The 18,663-nt window shown below is 45.1% G+C and carries 14 protein-coding genes; all 14 read right to left on the minus strand.

Annotated elements, in window-relative coordinates; genetic code table 11:
- Window positions 1-134 precede the first annotated feature (134 nt).
- The 14 genes from BMW59_RS18780 to BMW59_RS18850 all read right to left on the minus strand — a co-directional run bounded on the left by BMW59_RS18780 (window position 135) and on the right by BMW59_RS18850 (window position 18,626).
- On the minus strand, window positions 135-632 hold the full coding sequence (locus tag BMW59_RS18780; RefSeq protein WP_093055397.1) for an acyltransferase: 498 nt from the start codon (window positions 630-632) through the stop codon (window positions 135-137).
- A gap of 24 nt (window positions 633-656) precedes the next feature.
- Complete coding sequence (ppaX, locus tag BMW59_RS18785) at window positions 657-1,322, minus strand: pyrophosphatase PpaX (RefSeq protein WP_093055399.1); 666 nt, start codon at window positions 1,320-1,322, stop codon at window positions 657-659.
- A 34-nt stretch (window positions 1,323-1,356) separates the two neighbouring features.
- The gene (locus BMW59_RS18790) at window positions 1,357-2,325 is read right to left on the minus strand and encodes a nucleoside recognition domain-containing protein (RefSeq protein WP_093055401.1); all 969 of its coding nucleotides are present in this window, start codon (window positions 2,323-2,325) and stop codon (window positions 1,357-1,359) included.
- 30 nt (window positions 2,326-2,355) lie between these two features.
- Window positions 2,356-3,243, minus strand: a complete 888-nt coding sequence (gene lgt / locus BMW59_RS18795; protein WP_093055403.1) for a prolipoprotein diacylglyceryl transferase — start codon at window positions 3,241-3,243, stop codon at window positions 2,356-2,358.
- Between the two features lie 192 nt (window positions 3,244-3,435).
- On the minus strand, window positions 3,436-4,374 hold the full coding sequence (hprK, locus tag BMW59_RS18800) for an HPr(Ser) kinase/phosphatase (RefSeq protein WP_093055405.1): 939 nt from the start codon (window positions 4,372-4,374) through the stop codon (window positions 3,436-3,438).
- A 154-nt stretch (window positions 4,375-4,528) separates the two neighbouring features.
- Window positions 4,529-4,885 (minus strand): phage holin family protein, encoded by a 357-nt coding sequence (locus tag BMW59_RS18805; RefSeq protein WP_093055407.1) that lies wholly within the window; start codon window positions 4,883-4,885, stop codon window positions 4,529-4,531.
- Window positions 4,886-5,083, minus strand: a complete 198-nt coding sequence (locus tag BMW59_RS18810) for a PspC domain-containing protein (RefSeq protein WP_093055409.1) — start codon at window positions 5,081-5,083, stop codon at window positions 4,886-4,888.
- Window positions 5,084-5,114: 31 nt separating this feature from the next.
- Window positions 5,115-6,290, minus strand: coding sequence for a DUF4097 family beta strand repeat-containing protein (locus BMW59_RS18815; RefSeq protein ID WP_093055411.1), 1,176 nt, complete (start codon window positions 6,288-6,290; stop codon window positions 5,115-5,117).
- 522 nt (window positions 6,291-6,812) lie between these two features.
- Window positions 6,813-7,826: a nuclease-related domain-containing protein gene (locus tag BMW59_RS18820; protein WP_093055413.1), complete on the minus strand. Its 1,014-nt coding sequence runs from the start codon at window positions 7,824-7,826 to the stop codon at window positions 6,813-6,815.
- A 414-nt stretch (window positions 7,827-8,240) separates the two neighbouring features.
- The gene (uvrA, locus tag BMW59_RS18825; RefSeq protein WP_093055415.1) at window positions 8,241-11,117 is read right to left on the minus strand and encodes an excinuclease ABC subunit UvrA; all 2,877 of its coding nucleotides are present in this window, start codon (window positions 11,115-11,117) and stop codon (window positions 8,241-8,243) included.
- 8 nt (window positions 11,118-11,125) lie between these two features.
- On the minus strand, window positions 11,126-13,123 hold the full coding sequence (gene uvrB / locus BMW59_RS18830) for an excinuclease ABC subunit UvrB (RefSeq protein WP_281244284.1): 1,998 nt from the start codon (window positions 13,121-13,123) through the stop codon (window positions 11,126-11,128).
- Window positions 13,124-13,525: 402 nt separating this feature from the next.
- The gene (locus BMW59_RS18835) at window positions 13,526-15,136 is read right to left on the minus strand and encodes an eL24 family ribosomal protein (protein WP_093055417.1); all 1,611 of its coding nucleotides are present in this window, start codon (window positions 15,134-15,136) and stop codon (window positions 13,526-13,528) included.
- Window positions 15,137-15,427: 291 nt separating this feature from the next.
- Window positions 15,428-16,906: a S41 family peptidase gene (locus BMW59_RS18840; protein ID WP_245733231.1), complete on the minus strand. Its 1,479-nt coding sequence runs from the start codon at window positions 16,904-16,906 to the stop codon at window positions 15,428-15,430.
- A 265-nt stretch (window positions 16,907-17,171) separates the two neighbouring features.
- Complete coding sequence (locus BMW59_RS18850) at window positions 17,172-18,626, minus strand: murein hydrolase activator EnvC family protein (protein ID WP_093055423.1); 1,455 nt, start codon at window positions 18,624-18,626, stop codon at window positions 17,172-17,174.
- Window positions 18,627-18,663 lie beyond the last annotated feature (37 nt).

Raw genomic sequence — 18,663 nt, forward strand, 5'->3', positions numbered from 1 at the left:
CCTTTTTTTAAAATTAGCCTAAAAAACACATTACATATATTAACATTAATGTATTTATTATACTTACGTGCAATCGTTATGGGTCAGACCCCCCAGTTATTTACAAAAAAGCAGCGGCTTTACATGGGCCGCTGCTACTGCATTTGCTCTTTTGTCCTGATTGTCTGCATCGGGTTGCCTCCGACGAATGTGCCGGGCAGAACATCTTTATGGACAAGCGTGCCGGCTGAGACGATGGCGCCATCGCCAATTGTCACGCCAGGCAGAATGGTCGTATTTGCTCCGATCATCACATTGTCCCCAATGTTAACATCTCCGAGCCGGTATTCATCAATTAAATATTCATGAGCCAGTATGGTCGTGTTATAGCCTATAACAGAATTTTTCCCGATCGCTATTCTCTCTGGAAACATGACATCCATCATCACCATCAGAGCGACCGCCGCCTGATCGCCTACTTTCATGCGCAGGAAGGTCCGGTAAAGCCAGTTTTTCATAGACAAAAAGGGAGTATAGCGGGCCAGCTGGATAACGATAAAGTTTTTGACAACTTTTAGGAAAGGAACCGTTTTATAGACTTGCCATAATGAATTGGCTTCTTTTACGGGATGGCGCTCTGTGTTGCGACCCATCATGCCCACCTGCCTCAAAGGAATTTAATTTTGCTTGACGCTGTTCTTAATTCCGAGAAAATCAAGTAAATCCGGCATATGATCGAGCATCACATCCGGTTTGTAGGACTCAAGATGCTCCCTGCCCTTTACGCTCCAGGCTACCCCGGCTGTTTGAGTGCCGGTGTTTTTGCCGCCGAGAATATCATGTTCACTGTCACCGACCATCACAGCCTTCTCTGCTGAGGAGTTCAGGCCGTTCAGTGCTTTTTCAAGAGGTTCAGGATCCGGTTTATAGTTAGTCACATCATCAAGTGAGACAACGACAGGGAAGAATTTTTCCATTTCAAGCAGCTTCAGTCCTTTGACAGCTGTTTCCCTGCGCTTTGTCGTGACGACCGCCATTTTAAATCCGTTTTCGTGAAGGATTTCCAAGGTTTCTCTTACACCTTCATACTCTTCTACAAGCTCATCGTGCTTCTCGTGGTTAAATGCCCGGTAAGTTCTCGTCATGTCCTCCACTTTAGAAGGATCAAGTTTAGTAAATGTTTCAGAGAGCGGAGGGCCTATAAAGTGAATGACATCTTCCCTGCAGTACTCTCCCGGGTAATACGTCTCCATCGTATGCAGAAACGACGCGACAATTAAATCAATTGTATTTATTAATGTGCCGTCCAAATCAAATAATAGTGTATCTATTTTTTTCATCATTATTTATGCATCCTTTCCCAGCTGTCAAAATCTTTTACGAACGTTGTGAATAAGACACCGAGGCCGTTTCAGCCTCTTTATTTTCCTGCTTTTTCTCAAGCCTGTTCCAGACAAATGCTACGGTGACAGTGAGCAGTATAGCCACCACGAGTCTTACGAGCAGGAGAGGCCAAAGCGGAATGCCGAGAGGGGCAAACAGCAGCGTATCTTCAATCACTGCGTGGCAGGCCACAAGAAAGATAAATACTAAATAAAGGTCTTTCTTGCTTACCCCATCTTCTTTCGCTGCCTGAATCATGACACCTGCACCGTAAGCAAGCCCGAATGTCAGCCCCGCCGCAAGCGTGGTGGACGTATTCGGTTTCACTCCCAGCACTTTCGTAAATGGCGTCATCCATTTAGAAAAGACCTGAAGCCATTGCAAGTCTTTCATAATCTGAATGAAAACCATTATCGGAATAACTATGGCCGCCAGCTGGAGAATGCCTATTATAGCGCTCTCCATCCCGTAAAGTGCAATGGCTCCGTACCCTTCAATATTCTCTGTTCCCCCGGAAGGCACAAATCCGTAGCTCGCTTTTTCACTGCCGCCCTGCCAGAAAATGTGGATCAGCCAGGCTGATACGAGAGCCAAACCGATACGCACAAGCAGAACCACCCAGATTTTCAGGCCTACCTGCTTGGCAACAGCTGATTCTACGAATAGATTATGGGAAAAAGACAGCATGACTGCCAGTATAAAAACTTGTTTCACCGTAAGGTCCATTGTCAGCATGGCGCCGATGGCCGCGTAGAGATTAAGGACATTTCCAAGTACGAGCGGGATAGCAGATTCGCCGGACAAGCCTATAAAACCCATCAGCGGTGCCAGCACCCGCGTTAACCAGTCCATAACAAACGTCTGACTGAGCATTGTGACAATTAACGTAATCGGAAAAATAATTTTCCCGAGCTTCCAGGTTGTCAGGAGACCGGTTTTCAAACCTTGTTTTAACGTATTCATTTGTTCCAGCCCCCTTATGAGATGTCTTGGCTACTTTTTCTTTTTCCCGCCTTTACGCGGATTTTGCCTGCCTTTATTTTTAGGAGACGGTTTTTTCTCCTCTTCATTATCCAAATACCGTTTATCGGCAAGCCCCGTCTTTCTGCGGTAGATGATGAGAATAATTCCTCCAATGACCGTTAACACAGAAACCACCTGAGCTGTTTTCAGCACCCCGAAAATCAACAGATAATCTGTGCGTATTCCTTCTATAAAGAACCTTCCTACAGAATACCAAATCAAGTATGAAATGAACAGTTCCCCGCGGCGCAGATTCACACGCCTTAAATAGAGAAGGAGCGCGACCCCGATCAGATTCCAAATGGACTCATACAAGAACGTCGGCTGATAGTAAGCCCCGTTAATAAACATCTGGTCAATAATAAAATTCGGGAGAAACATATTTTCCAAATAGGCTCTTGAAACTTCCTGCCCGTAAACTTCCTGGTTCATAAAGTTGCCCCATCGGCCAATGGCCTGGGCGAGCAGAATACTAGGCGCCGTGATATCGGCAATTTTCCAGAATGAAAGCCCCCGAACTCTTGAGAAAATTAAAACAGTAATGAAGGCTCCAATCAGACCGCCGTGTATGGCGAGCCCGCCTTCCCAGATCGCGAATATTCTGGCTGGATCTCCGGCAAACTGCTCCCAACGGAAAATGACATAGTAAATCCTTGCCCCGATAATACCAGCAGGCAGGGCGAAAATAAGCAAGTCTGCTAAAAAGTCTTCCGGCATGCCGCGTTTTTTCGCTTCATGGTTTGCAATCAAATACCCTATAAATGCCCCAAGCCCGATAAGAAGACCGTACCAGTGAACGGAAATAGGACCGAGCTCAAATGCAATAGGATTGTAAGGTTGAATCGTTCCAACAAGCATATGTACACCTCATTTACAATTTTTCCTGAACGATGATAAAGGACAGCTCAGGCTGCCCCTTAGTCAATATTAATAATGTATCATATTTTTGAAAAATCAATGAAGAATTTGGCTTAGAGATTTTTTTGAAAAAACTGTCTGTTAAAAAGCTGAGGATTTCGCCATGACTTGGCGGTAAGCATAGACTTTTCCCTAAAATTCTTCTTTATCGCCGTCTTCAATGACGTTATTCAGCCTTTCTGAGAACTGCTCAGCCGCATTAATGCCCATGCGCTTCAGCCTGAAATTCATGGCAGCCACTTCAATAATGACGGCCAGGTTTCTCCCGGGCCGGACTGGAATCGTAATTTTCGGCAGATGAGTATCAAAGATCTTAATCGTTTCTTCATCAAGCCCCAAACGATCGTACTGTTTTTTCTGATCCCAGATTTCGAGATCAATAGCGAGGCCGATTCGTTTATAGTTCCTTACAGCCCCTGCACCGAACAGAGTCATGACGTTTATAATTCCCAGCCCTCGGATTTCAAGAAGGTGCTTAATAAGATCAGGCGCACGTCCAACAAGTATGCCGTCATGTTCCTGGCGTATCTCTACCGAATCATCAGCGACAAGTCTGTGTCCTCGTCTCACTAGGTCGAGGGCCGTTTCACTTTTACCTACCCCGCTTGATCCCGTAATCATGACGCCAATCCCATAGATATCAATAAGGACTCCGTGGATGGCAGTCATAGGCGCAAGCCGGCTTTCTAAAAAAGTGGTTAACTGACTGCTCAGCCGCGTAGTCGTTATAGGAGATGAAAGAACCGGAACACCGACACGGTCAGCCGCTTCCTTTAAACTCTCAGGCGCCTCGAGCCCCCTGGATAAAATGATCGCGGGTGTATCATATGTACAAAGTCCTTCCATCCGCTCTACCTGAGTTTCACGATCCAGTTCATCATAAAAGGACATTTCCGTTTTACCTAAAAGTTGGATACGCTTTGCCGGGTAATAAGTAAAATAGCCGGCCATCTCTATACCCGGACGTGAAATGTCACTCGTTGAAACCGGGCGAAAGGCAACAGCGTCTTCGTCGTTCAATAATTTAAAGTCAAATTCCTCCATCAAGTCTCTGGCGGTTACTTCTGCCATGTAGAATGCCTCCTTATAATGCTTGTGAGCTATCTTTACATTACGTTTATTTTAGCATACCTAAAAAGATCGCGTGCCAAAATCCGTAAAATCCCGTTTTCTTCCTAAAAAAAGCCCTGAATTCCTTAAACGGACAGGAATTCAGGGCTATAGCCTACCTTTTAGTAATTGGGTCGACAATAAGGGAGTGAATAAGGGCGCTTAGCAGAGCAAATATAATCGCAGCCAGAATCGCTACGCCAAAACCGTCAATGACAAAGCTGCTGCCCATAATAGCTGAAGTCAGCATCAATGTAACCGCATTGATGACGAACAGGAACAAGCCAAGCGTCAAAATAGTCACAGGAAGTGTAAGAACGAGAAGAATCGGCTTCACTATAAGATTCACTATAGCTAATATAAAACTTGCCAGAAGTGCAGCTCCAAATCCTTCAACTTCAACTCCCTGGAAAAAGTTGGCGATTATGAGGAGGACAACTGCATTAACTACGAGTTGTATGAGCCAGCTCATTTATCTGTTCACTTCCGTTTCGTTTGGGATCACAAATACTCCGATAAAATACGCCAGTATAACTCCTAAGTTTAATGGAATAATTAAAAGCAGCATAATGATCCTTACGATCGTCGGATCAATATTAAAATATTTCCCCAGCCCGCCGCAAACGCCGGCAATTTTACGGTCATCCACTGTTCGGTACAAGCGGTTCATAGTATCCACTCTCCTTTGTCATCGTTAATTGCTAATTTTTAACTGAAATAGCTCCTGTAGTTGCTTCTGCTTCTACATAAAAATGAGCGGCTTCGTTCTTGTTTGATAAAAATGACATCTTTTTACTGGCGAATTCTTTCTTTTCATCTATCACAGTCATCTGCGGTAAGTCGCAGGAAATACCTCCGACTGTTGACTTCAGTTCTCCCTCAGTCTTCACTCCATCAGGAACACGGACATTGACACTGCCTGTAGTTGTTTTAATATACGCCCGCGCATTAGCCGGTTCAAGCAAAGTATAATGAACAGTCCCGTTTAATGTCTCCGCATCAAGATCCCCTTCCGCCGTGTTAACAGAAATAGTTCCGTTAACGGTTTTGATATCACTCTGGCCGGCTTCAAGACGGGTCACTGACACTGTTCCATTGACTGTTTCAAGGCGTACTTCATCAGCCTGAAGGGCTTCAAAACTGATGCGGCCATTAACCGTTTGTGTTTCAAGCTTGTTCAAGGTCACATTTTCCCCGGATATTTTACCGTTAAACGCATATAGCTTGATTTTCTCAAGACTTTTCTTAGGAACGTATACCGTCGTATTCACTTTCATCGATTTTTTACGAGAATCCAGCTTTACTTTTTCATCCGCGTAATTAAACATCACATCATCAAGAAAAACACGGCGGGCTTCATCTGTATCCCGTACTTTATATACTTTTACATTGCATTCCACCCGAACATCATCCTCATCCCATGGGCGGAACGTAATGCTTCCGTTTTCAACATGAATATCCACTTCTTTAACGGACGCGTTACGGTGATGGAAAATGTGCTGGATTTCAACAGAGGATCCAAAATTAAAATCAAGGTCAAACTCTTTAATTTTATGGACCGCATCCTCAACAAATTCAGAGAACTTCGTCGCAAACGTCGTCATTTTTTCTTCCGCTCGCCGATAGCCTCCGCCTTCCCAATTGACATTGCGTGACACATAGTGGTCAGTAGACTTTTTGCCTGCATTCGAATCCGTGTCGTCAAAAGGATCCGGATCGCCGTGCGGCCCCGACTTTTGATTACGTGAGCCATCTCCTTTAGGAGACTCAACCGAACCTTTCTCATCTTTGAGGGCATTCAGCAGCTGCAGTCCTTCCTCCGCCGTAATTTTCCCATCCTCAATCATCTTCAAAATCATCTTTCTCTCTTCATGCATCGTAACTCCTCCTTTATATTGGATTACTCTATAAATTAACTGGCTGATATTCTGCTGGAAAAAGACATTCACCTATTATTTAATTCCCTATTTCAAACCAAAATTACACCTAATTTTTGACATTTTCATGAAAAATAACGGTGGTCTCTTTATTATAACGAAAAGACAAGGAAAGAAGTTTCAAAAATTAAATGGAAAGGCTATTGGATTCGGGAGCAGGGGGAGTTTGAGGTGCGGCAGCACAGGAGGTTTTAGGCGGGTACTTTAGCGTGGGGATCCTGCTTTGTAATCGTGGGACTTAGCTTTATGATCGCGCGGACTCTTGCTTATAATCATGGGATTTACCGTTTTGATCGGGGGATTCTGCCTTATAATCGGACGACTCTACCGTATAAATACGTCACTCTACCGTATAAACTGGCAACTCTACCTTATAAACCGCCGACTCTACCTTATAGATGTCGAACTCTACCTTATAAACCGCCAGCTCTACCGTATAACAATATTCGACATTTTTCACCCTCAAAGTTTCCTGTCTTCCCTCAAGCTGTCTATTTCATTTTTAATTACTTCAGAAGATAGTAAGTCAAATAGCGAGTTTGTTGTGATACCTTTTCTGTTGACTTTTAACGTTAAGAGTAATCGTCTTACAGTCCTGGGATCTTCAATATGTAAAAACTTCTGTAAGTCTTTGTTTTGGGCATACCTCCCAAATAATAAAACATAATCTGTTAAAGCTTTTATATGGGCATTTTGGGAACTCATGCCGCACGATGCGCAGTACCACGTGCGCTTCACACGGGCCATTGAAAACTTCTGGCACACCGGGCAACTCACTCCAAGCTTCAGGTCGCCTTCAGATAAACCTGCTTGACTAAGCGGAGAGTTTATAAAATCATCTTTTATATGGTTTCTTTTTATACGGGAAATGACTTTCTTCAAATCAGAGTTTGAGAGAGGAGGCGGCGAAACTGCGTAGTGTCTCTTTAGAGCATAGATATAATCAAGAAGGCAGTTGCTTCTGATAATTTTTGGAGAAAGATGTTGGATATTTTCCAGAACCAGGCGGGAATTGGTAAAGACAGCGAGGTGTTCGATTGGAGGCAAAGTCAAATTCCGGGATTCAAGCCAGCTTTCAAGCTGCCATTGCTGATGTTTTGCCTGCTGAACGGGATTTTCGTAAACACGCTTGACACTCCCGTCCCATTTTATCAGGTCACCCCGCTCCTGGACTTCCAACACCCCTGACCAGTGCTTAACTTCAACTATTAAGGTGAATTCGGGAAAAATAACGAGGGTGTCGATTAAAAAGTTGTGGCCGTTATTGCTTAATTTTAAACCGTGCAATATAAAACAAGACCCGGTCTTCAGAAAATCAAGGTAATAGTCGATCGATTGCTCCCCACGGTGGCCCCATATTCGTTTGCCCAGTTCTTCTTCGTAAAGAGGTCTTCCAGGGTGATTAGGTGACAGACGTTCGAGTAAAGCAGATAAAACGAGGATTTTGACAGGGATCGTGCGAGGTTGTATTAGCATATTAAGGTAATCACTTCCTTTATTTAATTATCCAACTTAACTTATATTCTATTAACTCTTTTAAATTCCTCTTTTTTTTGGGAAAAATCAAGAGGAGCAGCAGGATAACTGTGAGATTCGACCCCACATTGGATAATTCGTACGAAAAACAGCGGGACTCGCCCTTACGTTTGGGCGACTCTACCGTATAATCGGACGAATCTACCGTATAGATGGCTCACTCTACCGTATAAACCAACAACTCTACCGTATAGATGGCTCACTCTACCGTATAACAATATTCGACATTTTTCGCCCCTCCCTTCCGACGAACATCGCCCCCTTCGGTGAATCCACCCAGTGCTCGCCACCCTGCAACTCCCCCCTCTGATCACAAAAAAGACAGGCTGACATTTGTCAGCCTGCCTGTCCATACTATACAGAACCTGCGCTTTCCTTTTCTCTCATACGCTCAGCCATTCGGGTGCGTTCACGCTCGAGGACGGGCTTCAGATACTTACCCGTATAGGAGCCTTCTACTTCTGCCACCTTCTCAGGTGTCCCCTGGGCGATAAGCCGGCCGCCTTTGTCGCCGCCTTCCGGTCCAAGATCAATAATATGGTCCATCGTTTTGATTACATCGAGGTTGTGCTCAATGACCAGAACGGTATCTCCATTTTCCACCAGGCGCTGCAGCACTTTCAGCAGGCGGTCAATATCGGCGACATGTAAACCTGTCGTCGGTTCGTCGAGGATATACAATGTTTTGCCTGTTGACCTCCGGTGAAGCTGGGACGCCAGTTTCACCCGCTGGGCCTCACCTCCGGACAGTGTCGTGGCCGGCTGCCCGAGTTTCATATATCCAAGACCTACGTCAAACAGTGTCTGCACCTTACGCTTGATTCTCGGGATATTTTCGAAAAATGTGAGAGCGTCTTCCACTGTCATTTCAAGGACATCAGAAATATTTTTACCTTTATATTTCACTTCCAGCGTTTCACGGTTGTAGCGTTTCCCGTGGCATTCTTCACAAGGAACATACACATCTGGAAGGAAGTGCATTTCAATTTTAATAATGCCGTCTCCGCGGCAGGCTTCACAGCGTCCCCCTCTGACGTTGAAGCTGAAACGGCCTTTTTTGTAGCCGCGGACTTTCGCTTCATTGGTCATAGCGAAGACATCCCGGATGTCATCAAATACACCCGTGTAAGTCGCCGGATTAGACCGGGGAGTCCGGCCGATCGGTGCCTGATTAATATCGACGACTTTTTCCAGCTGGTTGATCCCTTCCACACGTTTCACTTTTCCCGGCTTCTCTTTAGCCGTTGTCAGTTTCTGTGCGAGCGACTTGTACAAAATATCATTAATCAGGGTACTTTTACCTGAACCTGACACTCCTGTTACCGCTAATAGCACCCCTAACGGAATATCCACGTTTGTCTTTTGCAGATTATTCTCTTCCGCTCCTCTGATCGTCAGCTTTCGTCCATCAGGTTTACGGCGTTCTGCCGGGAGAGGGATGAATTTTTTACCGGAAAGGTACTGGCCTGTTAAAGACGCCTCATCTTCCATGACTTCTTCAGGCGCTCCGGTAGAAATGATTTCCCCGCCATGGGCGCCTGCTCCAGGTCCTACATCAATCAGATGATCTGCGGCGAGCATCGTATCCTCATCATGCTCGACGACAATCAGCGTATTGCCTAAGTCACGCATTCTTTCGAGCGTTTTGATAAGCCTGTGGTTATCCCTTTGATGAAGACCGATTGACGGCTCGTCCAGAATATACAGGACGCCCATCAGTGAGGAACCGATCTGTGTCGCAAGCCTGATCCGCTGGGCTTCACCGCCAGATAACGTACCTGCCGACCGGGACATTGTTAAATATTCGAGGCCGACATTAATAAGGAAACCGAGCCGTTCTTCAATTTCACGGAGAATCATTCTCGCGATGGTCATTTCCTTTTCAGTCAGAGTCAGTTCCTGGAAAAACTTTTGTGCCTCTTTAATTGACATGTCTGTTATTTCACCTATATGGTGGCCATTCACTTTAACGGCGAGCGCTTCTTTAGTCAGACGGTTGCCTTTACATCTTGGGCACGCCTTTTGGGCCATATAGCCTTCCATCTGTTCACGAATATAATCAGAGCCTGTTTCGTGATAGCGGCGGGAGATATTTTCCATGACCCCTTCAAAATAAATGTTTTTTTCCCTTACCCGCCCGAATTCATTTTTGTACCTGAAATAAATCTTTTCATTTCCGCTTCCATAAAGGATTTTATCAAGCTTCTGTTTTGGCAGTTTCTCAACAGGCACGTCCATATCAATTCCGAAATGGTCGCACACACTTGCTAACAGAGAAGGATAATATTGAGAACTCGTCGGTTTCCACGGCGCAATCGCATGCTCTTTCAAACTGAGCTCCGGATCCGGGATCACGAGCTCAAGATCAACCTCCAGCTTATGTCCAAGGCCGTCACAGGATGAACAGGCGCCGAACGGGCTGTTAAATGAAAACATCCGAGGTTCCAGTTCGCCGATTGAAAATCCGCAGTGTGGGCAGGCGTGCTTCTGGCTGAACAGCAGTTCTTCTTCACCGATGACATCCACCATGACCCGGCCGTCAGCAAGGTCAAGTGCCGTTTCCATAGAGTCGGCAAGGCGGGATTCGATGCCGTCTTTAATAACAATCCTGTCAATCACCAGTTCGATGCTGTGTTTCTTATTTTTATCCAGAGTAATTTCCTCAGCTACTTCGCGCATCTCCCCATCCACGCGGACACGCACATAACCTTGCTTCTTAATGTCTTCAAGAACTTTTGCATGTGTCCCTTTGCGTCCGGAAACAACCGGGGCGAGGATCTGCATCTTTGTCCGTTCGGGATACTCCATCATTCGGTCGACCATCTGCTGAATAGTCTGGGAGCTGATTTCAATCCCGTGGACCGGGCAAATCGGCCGGCCGACACGGGCAAAAAGGAGGCGGAGGTAATCATATATTTCTGTCACCGTCCCAACAGTGGAACGGGGGTTCTTACTCGTTGTTTTCTGGTCAATGGATATTGCCGGTGACAGCCCTTCTATCGCGTCAACATCCGGTTTATCCATCTGCCCGAGGAACTGGCGGGCGTATGCAGAAAGTGATTCCACATACCGCCTCTGGCCTTCCGCATAAATCGTATCAAACGCAAGGGATGACTTTCCGGAGCCGGAAAGCCCTGTCATGACGACAAGTTTGTTCCTCGGGATCGTCACGTCTATATCTTTTAAGTTATGGGAACGGGCTCCCTTTACAACAATATTATCTAAAGCCATCAGTTGTTTCACCCTTCCGCTTTCAGTTCTATAATAATATCACGCAGTTCGGCTGCTCTTTCGAAATCGAGATCTTTAGCAGCTTCCTTCATTTCTTTTTCCATTCGCCCGATCACTTGTTCACGGTCTTTCTTGCTCAGTTTCTGAGACGGTGCTTTTGTGAATGCTTCATATGCTTCTTCTTCTTCAGCAGCATACGTCGCCTGGATCAGTTCAGGGATCGCTTTTTGAATAGTTTGCGGCGTGATACCGTGCTTCTCATTGTGCTCTTTCTGGATGGAACGGCGCCTTTTTGTTTCTTCAATCGCAACGTTCATGGAATTTGTTATTTTATCCGCGTACATAATGACATGGCCGTTTGCGTTTCTCGCCGCACGTCCCATCGTCTGAATAAGAGACCGTTCCGCACGAAGGAACCCTTCTTTGTCCGCATCGAGAATGGCGACTAGGGAGACTTCCGGAATATCGAGACCCTCCCTGAGAAGGTTAATACCAACGAGGACATCAAATTCGCCTCTTCTTAAATCTCTTATAATTTGTATTCGTTCCAGTGTCTTAATATCAGAGTGCAGATACTTTACCTGAATACCGACTTCTTTTAAATAATCCGTCAGGTCCTCGGACATTTTTTTCGTTAAAGTGGTCACGAGTACACGTTCACTTCTTTCCTTACGCAGGCGGATTTCCTCTATCATGTCGTCGATCTGGCCTTCAATCGGACGGATATCCACGGACGGATCAAGCAGCCCTGTCGGACGGATGATCTGTTCTATCATTTCAGGGCAATGTTCAATTTCAAAAGGCCCCGGTGTGGCAGAAACAAAGATTGTCTGGTAAATATGCTTCTCGAACTCTTCGAATTTAAGAGGCCTGTTATCCTTTGCCGAAGGCAGGCGGAATCCATGGTCAACAAGTACCCCTTTACGGGCCTGGTCTCCGTTATACATTCCCCTTACCTGAGGGAGTGTGACATGGGATTCATCGACGACAATAAGGAAGTCATCTGGAAAATAATCAAGAAGCGTGTAAGGTGTAGCGCCCGGTTCACGAAACGTTAAATGCCGTGAATAGTTTTCTATTCCCGAACAGTACCCCATTTCATGCATCATTTCGATATCGTACCGCGTTCGCTGTTCAAGACGCTGGGCTTCGAGAAGTTTCCCTTTATCGTGCATGTCTTTTAATGTCTCTTCCAGTTCTTTCTCGATATTCACAATGGCCCGTTTCAGCTTTTCTTCCCGGGTAACGAAGTGGGACGCCGGAAAAATGGCCACATGTTCTCTTTCACCGAGAATTTCACCGGTAAGTGCATCCACTTCAGTGATTCTGTCAATTTCATCCCCGAAAAATTCAACACGCAGGCAATGCTCATCCCTGGACGCCGGGAAGATCTCTACCACATCGCCGCGTACTCTGAATGTTCCGCGAGTGAAATTAATATCATTCCGTTCATATTGAACGTCAACTAGCTGACGAAGAAGGGCGTTTCTTTCCTTCTCCATCCCCGTTCTTAGCGATACGACAAGCTCCCGGTATTCAACCGGAGAACCGAGGCCGTAAATACAGGACACACTTGCCACAATAATAACGTCGTTTCTTTCAAAAAGGGAACTGGTCGCAGAGTGGCGGAGTTTATCTATCTCATCGTTAATACTCGCGTCCTTTTCGATATAAGTGTCTGACTGTGGGATGTAGGCTTCAGGCTGGTAATAGTCATAGTAACTGACAAAATACTCTACGCGGTTGTTCGGAAAGAACTCTTTAAACTCACTGTAGAGCTGTCCTGCTAATGTTTTATTATGGGCGATGACGAGCGTCGGTTTGTTAACCTGCTGGATCACGTTCGAAACAGTGAATGTTTTTCCTGTTCCTGTCGCCCCAAGCAGTGTCTGATACTTTTCACCGCTGTTTAGGCCGTTAACCAGTTTTTTGATCGCTTCAGGCTGGTCGCCTTGCGGACTGTATTTTGATACGAGATCAAAGGTAATGTCATTAGTTTCTGCCACAGCTTTTCCTCCTTCACATACTCACTTTCTTATATATAGGCAAACGTTATCGTTTTACTTTCAGGGAAATCTTTCATGCATTATTGACAATGAGGACTAAAACTAATCCTTTTACTGAGCCTACCGATTTCATTTGAAAAAATCAAATAAACGGCATTTAACATGCTTACAGCTGTTTTTATATCCATACCCGAACTTTTCACGTAATTATCATTATACCATATTTATTTAAAAAAGGGAACGTATATTCCCTTTTGCCGGACTGCTGTCTTTGTTTTCAGGGGAGATGGCCTTTATGGATCGCTGGAATTGGAATGACACCTGCCTGCACAGAAAATGAGCCAGGATATTTTTCATCCTGGCTCATTCTTTCTTAACGGAAGGGGCCTTTAAAACAGCACCTTACCTATTGGATTTATTATCTTCGAAATCAGTGTCTTCCTCTTCAGACTCAGTTTCCCACATGCTGCTTTCCGCTTTTTGCGCCTCTCGGAATTCTCTGTAGAAAGCAGCTAAATCAGGCGCCTGTTCACGTGATTCAGCTGATTCGTCAGCCCTTTTAGATTCATTATAGAAGGCTTCCGGATCAGGTTCTTTATCTTTATCCTCTCCAGCGTCAGGTTCTTCTTCGTTGTTATCGTGATCCACAGAGGCTGCCGCTTCATCTTCGTGTGAAACAGCGTCTTCATCTTCACGTACCGAATTGGTTTCAGTTTTACTATCTTCATAAAAGTCCGCTTCTTGGGCCCGGCTGGAAGATCCCCGTTCTTCACTCTCCCCAAGTTCCGCCCTGTCCTGGTTAATCACCACGGATGAACGGAGAGCACGGGACGATAAGTTGCCATATTCATCATCCGGAACAAATAAACAGCCGATCTGATAATGGTCTTTCTCAAACACAGACGACTGCGGAAAACGCAGCTCGCCGTGCAAATTCTTAACTTCAAGCTTGCAATAGGCAGGATTCTGCTGGAGCGCGTCATAAAAATCCCGTTGCGAATTCACTTCCCTGCCGTTTGTTTTAACAATAATTTCTCCGACAAGCAGCTCCATTTTAGCAGCAGTGGAATGCGGAAGGATGCCAAGAATTTTCAACCCTTTTTCACGGCGCGTAAACATGCTGATCCTCCGCTGGTCAGCTGATTTATATAAATAATAGATGACTTCTTTGCCTATCAGGACTGCAGCAGGTACAGCAAATATGAAAAGCGGGTAATAGTAAGCTGCTGCCGCGCAAGCAAGCACAGCAAGGTTTAAAAGCAAATAATGCTTGCCTATTTTTTTCACACCATCACGGGCATATTCTCCGTAAATTCTTGCCTGGAAACTTAGTAAAAATGGGAAAAGAGCAAGGCCGAATGTCTGCCCTCCTGTCAGTTCTACAACCGGCCACCACCCACCGCCGGAGATTTCTCCTGCAGGAAATATAATAAAAAGAGGCAGAAACCATAATCTTTGCGCCATGTGCTCACCGACCAGCTTCCCTCGCTTGCTTTTTACAATAGCAGGGGAGGTCTGTTTCCAACCGTCACTCAGCACCAGCAACGTCTCTGCCAGAAACAGTATCGCCAGAAGCCAGGCTGCGTTCAGTAGATTCATCTGCTCGATATCACCAAGCCACTGGTTTAAAAATGCAAAGTCTGTTCCTCCTGAAGGAAGAAATGGCGCTATTAATAAAGCAAGAGAACCTGCTGCCGTCATACTCAGCCATCTGGCATTCCGGAATGGCAGCAATATGAGCCAGAAAAGCGACCATAAAATGAGCATACCGGCAGGCATTTCAAGGCCGAGAAGAAGAATTGCTCCAGAAATACACACGGCGGTAATAAGAGCGGCAGGCAGAGGTGATGTAAGCTGCTGTATTACATCCTCAACCCGTGTATGGAAATCTTTTCTTTCCCGCTTCACCCTCATTAAACCGAACCAAAAGATTGCAATAATGAAAACATATGTAAGAGGGTGCATAAAGAAACGTCCTAATGCTTTTAGTACTTCAAATCCTATCGCTTCCAAGCGTATTCCTCCTCAATCCGGCAATATATAAAAACCCAAAGCTTCGGCAGCGCATGGTTTAAACATTGCGCCGACTGATACGCCGCCACAAAATCCCGGATATACCGGGTGCAGCCGCGCCATATTAAAATACTGACAGAACTTCCTGTAAAAAGAGTTCTTTCCTTTCATTGTAAATGAATTATCAGAAAAGAAAAGCTGTTTTTTTTAAAACAGAGGTTTAAATTTGTATTAAAAAACCGGCCGGCAAGCTGATTACTCGCTTGCACAGCCGGTTTGGCATAATGACTGTTATTCTGTCAGCAGTTCAATAGCTTTTCTAAACTGCACATCATTTTCTTTATCACGAACTGCTTCTATGACTGCTTCCTGAAGCCGGTCAGCCGTTTCTTCATTAATTTCTCCAGTTACCTCCAGGCCTTCATTTTCCTGAAAAGCCTTTACGGTTTCTTCTGTTTCACTGTCAAAGTAGCCGTCTGTCCGGCCCGGGTCATACCCGTCCAAACCTTCAAGCATAATTTGAGCGTTTTTAATGTGGTCGCTGGTCATATCTAAACTTAATGTTTCTTCTGAATCGATCGGCGATACGTAGAAAAAGTCAGGCTGTGCAACTTCCACAGTCGGCTGAACCCCTTCCTCATTTATATCGTTTCCGTCAGAGGTAAGCCACCTGAACAAAGTCAGCTTCATTTCGCTTCCATCTCCGAGCGGTAATGTCTGCTGGACTGTTCCTTTTCCAAATGTACTTTTACCTACTACTTCATGTCCGCCTGCTTCCATGAGTGCTGCCGCAAGGATCTCAGAAGCAGATGCACTTCCTTCATCTATAAGAGCTACCATCGGATAGTCTTTATCCTCTTCCAGGTTAGACAAATGTCTGATTTTTTCTCCTTCGCGGTCCTCGATTTGAACAATCGGTTCTCCGCCTGGAATAATCAGGCTGCCGATGTCTTCAACACTCTGCAGGAACCCTCCAGGATTTCCTCTTACGTCAATGACAAGCCCGTCTAAATCGTGACTTTCCACTTCGGCAAGTTCTTCTTCAAAGCGTTCAGCCGTATTTTCAGAGAAAGAGCGTATTTCAAGGACACCGATCGTTTGTCCGTTTTCTTCCACTATCTCGCTGTAGACCGTCTCAATTGGAATTTCGTCACGGATCACATCCAGATTTATGGGATCGTTCACTCCAGGACGCTGGATTGTCAGTGTGACAGTCGTCCCTTTCTCTCCGCGTATTTTTGAAACAGCTTCATAAAGGGACAACCCTTCTATATTTTCACCGTCAATTTCAAGTATCTGGTCGTTCGGGCGCAAGCCTGCTTCTTCAGCAGGAGAATCATGGAATGGAGCCACGATGGTCACTCTGCCGTTTGTCATACTCACTTCTGCGCCAATTCCTTCAAACGAAGAATCGAGTGAATCCATAAACTGTCTGGCGGACGATTCATCCATATAGACAGAATACGGATCATCGAGAGATTCGAGCATGCCATGAATCGCCCCATCCAAAAGCTCTGTCTCATCTACATCATTAATAAAACTTTCCTGGATCATTCGATAAGCCCTTTGGACTTTTTCGAATTGTTCGTCATCAGTCTGTATATTACCGGAAACTTCTTCAGCTTCATTATTTCCGTTTTCAACCAGTTCTTCGACTTCCGGATCTTCCATTATCGTAGAGGCTTGATTCCCGTCCATAGCTGCCATCACCGCATACATGGTCCCGGCCCCCGCCAGGAGAGAAATAATGACCACGAAAGGAAGGAGCATTTTTAAATTTTTCACATTTCACACCTCATTTTGTCCCATTTTAAAAACCAGAAGAGGTCTCCATCCCCCTCGCAAACTTTTAATTGCTGTTATTATCATACCAAACATACACCTTTTTATGAAAGCCTTCCACTTTTCCACTGAAATTCTTTTTGATACTTACTGGCTTGCCGCATGTACGAGACTTCCATTAAAGTATAAAAAAGAAGAGGTCCTGTACAGTATATTTCAGGACACTCTTCTTCATTCAGCTTTAATAATCTATTTAAGGTAAATACGATGCAGGATTTACGGCAGACGATCCGCCCGAATACCCACCTGGATGGACTTCAAAATGGAGATGCACCCCTGTGGAAACACCGGTTGTTCCCATTGTAGCGATATTTTGTCCTCTGCTTACCCGGTCTCCTTTAGACACATTAAATGATGCTAAATGGGCGTACAGAGTGGTGTAGGACTTCCCATTAACTGTATGGGAAATCATAATTGTATTCCCGTAGCCACCCATTCTTCCAGCAGATATAACAGTTCCGCTTTCTGCGGCATATATACCGAGTCCGCCATCGCTTCCATAGTCAATTCCCCTGTGCGGACGGGTTGTCCCGTAGACCGGGTGCGTCCGGTTAGGATTATACCCGGAAGTCACTCGTCCGTTTGCAGGCCTGTAAAAAGTGGCCGAACCACTGCTTGATGACGACTGAGCCGTTTCAGTAGAGCTGCTGCCGGAAGACGAGCTTCCGCTTGAAGAGGAGCCGGAATTGTTTGACGATGAGGAAGATGATCCAGATGAGCCGCTGTTGGATTCTTCCTGTTCAGCTGCCCGGCGTTCTTCCTCTTCCTGCTTACGTCGTTCTTCTTCTTCCTGTTTACGCCGCTCTTCTTCTTCACGTTTTTTTCTTTCTTCTTCTTTACGGCGCTCTTCCTCTAACCTCCGCTGTTCTTCTTCCCATTCAGCTAATTCCTGTTTAGCAGCTTCTTCCTGGGCTTTTAAAAATTCCTGTTCTTCTTCTAGACTCATTAAATTTTCTTCAAGGACATATCCTTGTTCCTGCAGTTCTTCAACTAACGCATCTTTTTCCTCAATCTGACTTTCAAGATCTGCTTTTAACGACTCCAGTTCAGCCATTTGCTGTTCGAGGCTGGCCAGTTCGTTCTCAAGTTCCTGTTTTGCTTCTTCTAATGCTTGCATATCTTCTATATGCTGTTCCAGGATATTCCGATCCTGCTCAGCTATGGAATGGAGTGCGGAAACCCGTTCAATTAAGTCACTGAAATTCTGGGCTCCGAGTATAACTTCTATGTAATTGACATTACCTCCATTTTTATACATGGAGTTCACACGGTCTTTCAGCACTTCATCACGCTCAGCAATACGCTCTTCCAATTCTTCAATCTCAAGCCTGAGCTTTTCAACCCGGTCGGTTGTGCTGTCAATCTCTTCTTGTTTTTCATCAATATCCTGGTTAGTAGCTGTTATATTTTCATCAAGTTCCAGGATTTCGTCTTCAACCTGGCTGATTTCCTCTTCCAGCTCTATTAATTCTTCTTCAGTTCTATCAGATTCCCGTTTTGTATCTTCCTGTTCAGACTGGAAAGACTCAATTTTTTCTTCAAGCTCTTCTCCGGTATTTGCCGAAGCAGATTCTGTGTTTAAAAGTTCAGCAAACGTGGTAATAAAAAGCGTAGATATTAAAAGGATAAATGTTATCCTCCTAATCATAAAAAAACCTCCTTTTTTAGACAAACACTTGCAAATT

Source organism: Salipaludibacillus aurantiacus (genome assembly GCF_900111295.1).
GTDB classification, from domain to species: Bacteria; Bacillota; Bacilli; order Bacillales; family Salisediminibacteriaceae; genus Salipaludibacillus; species Salipaludibacillus aurantiacus.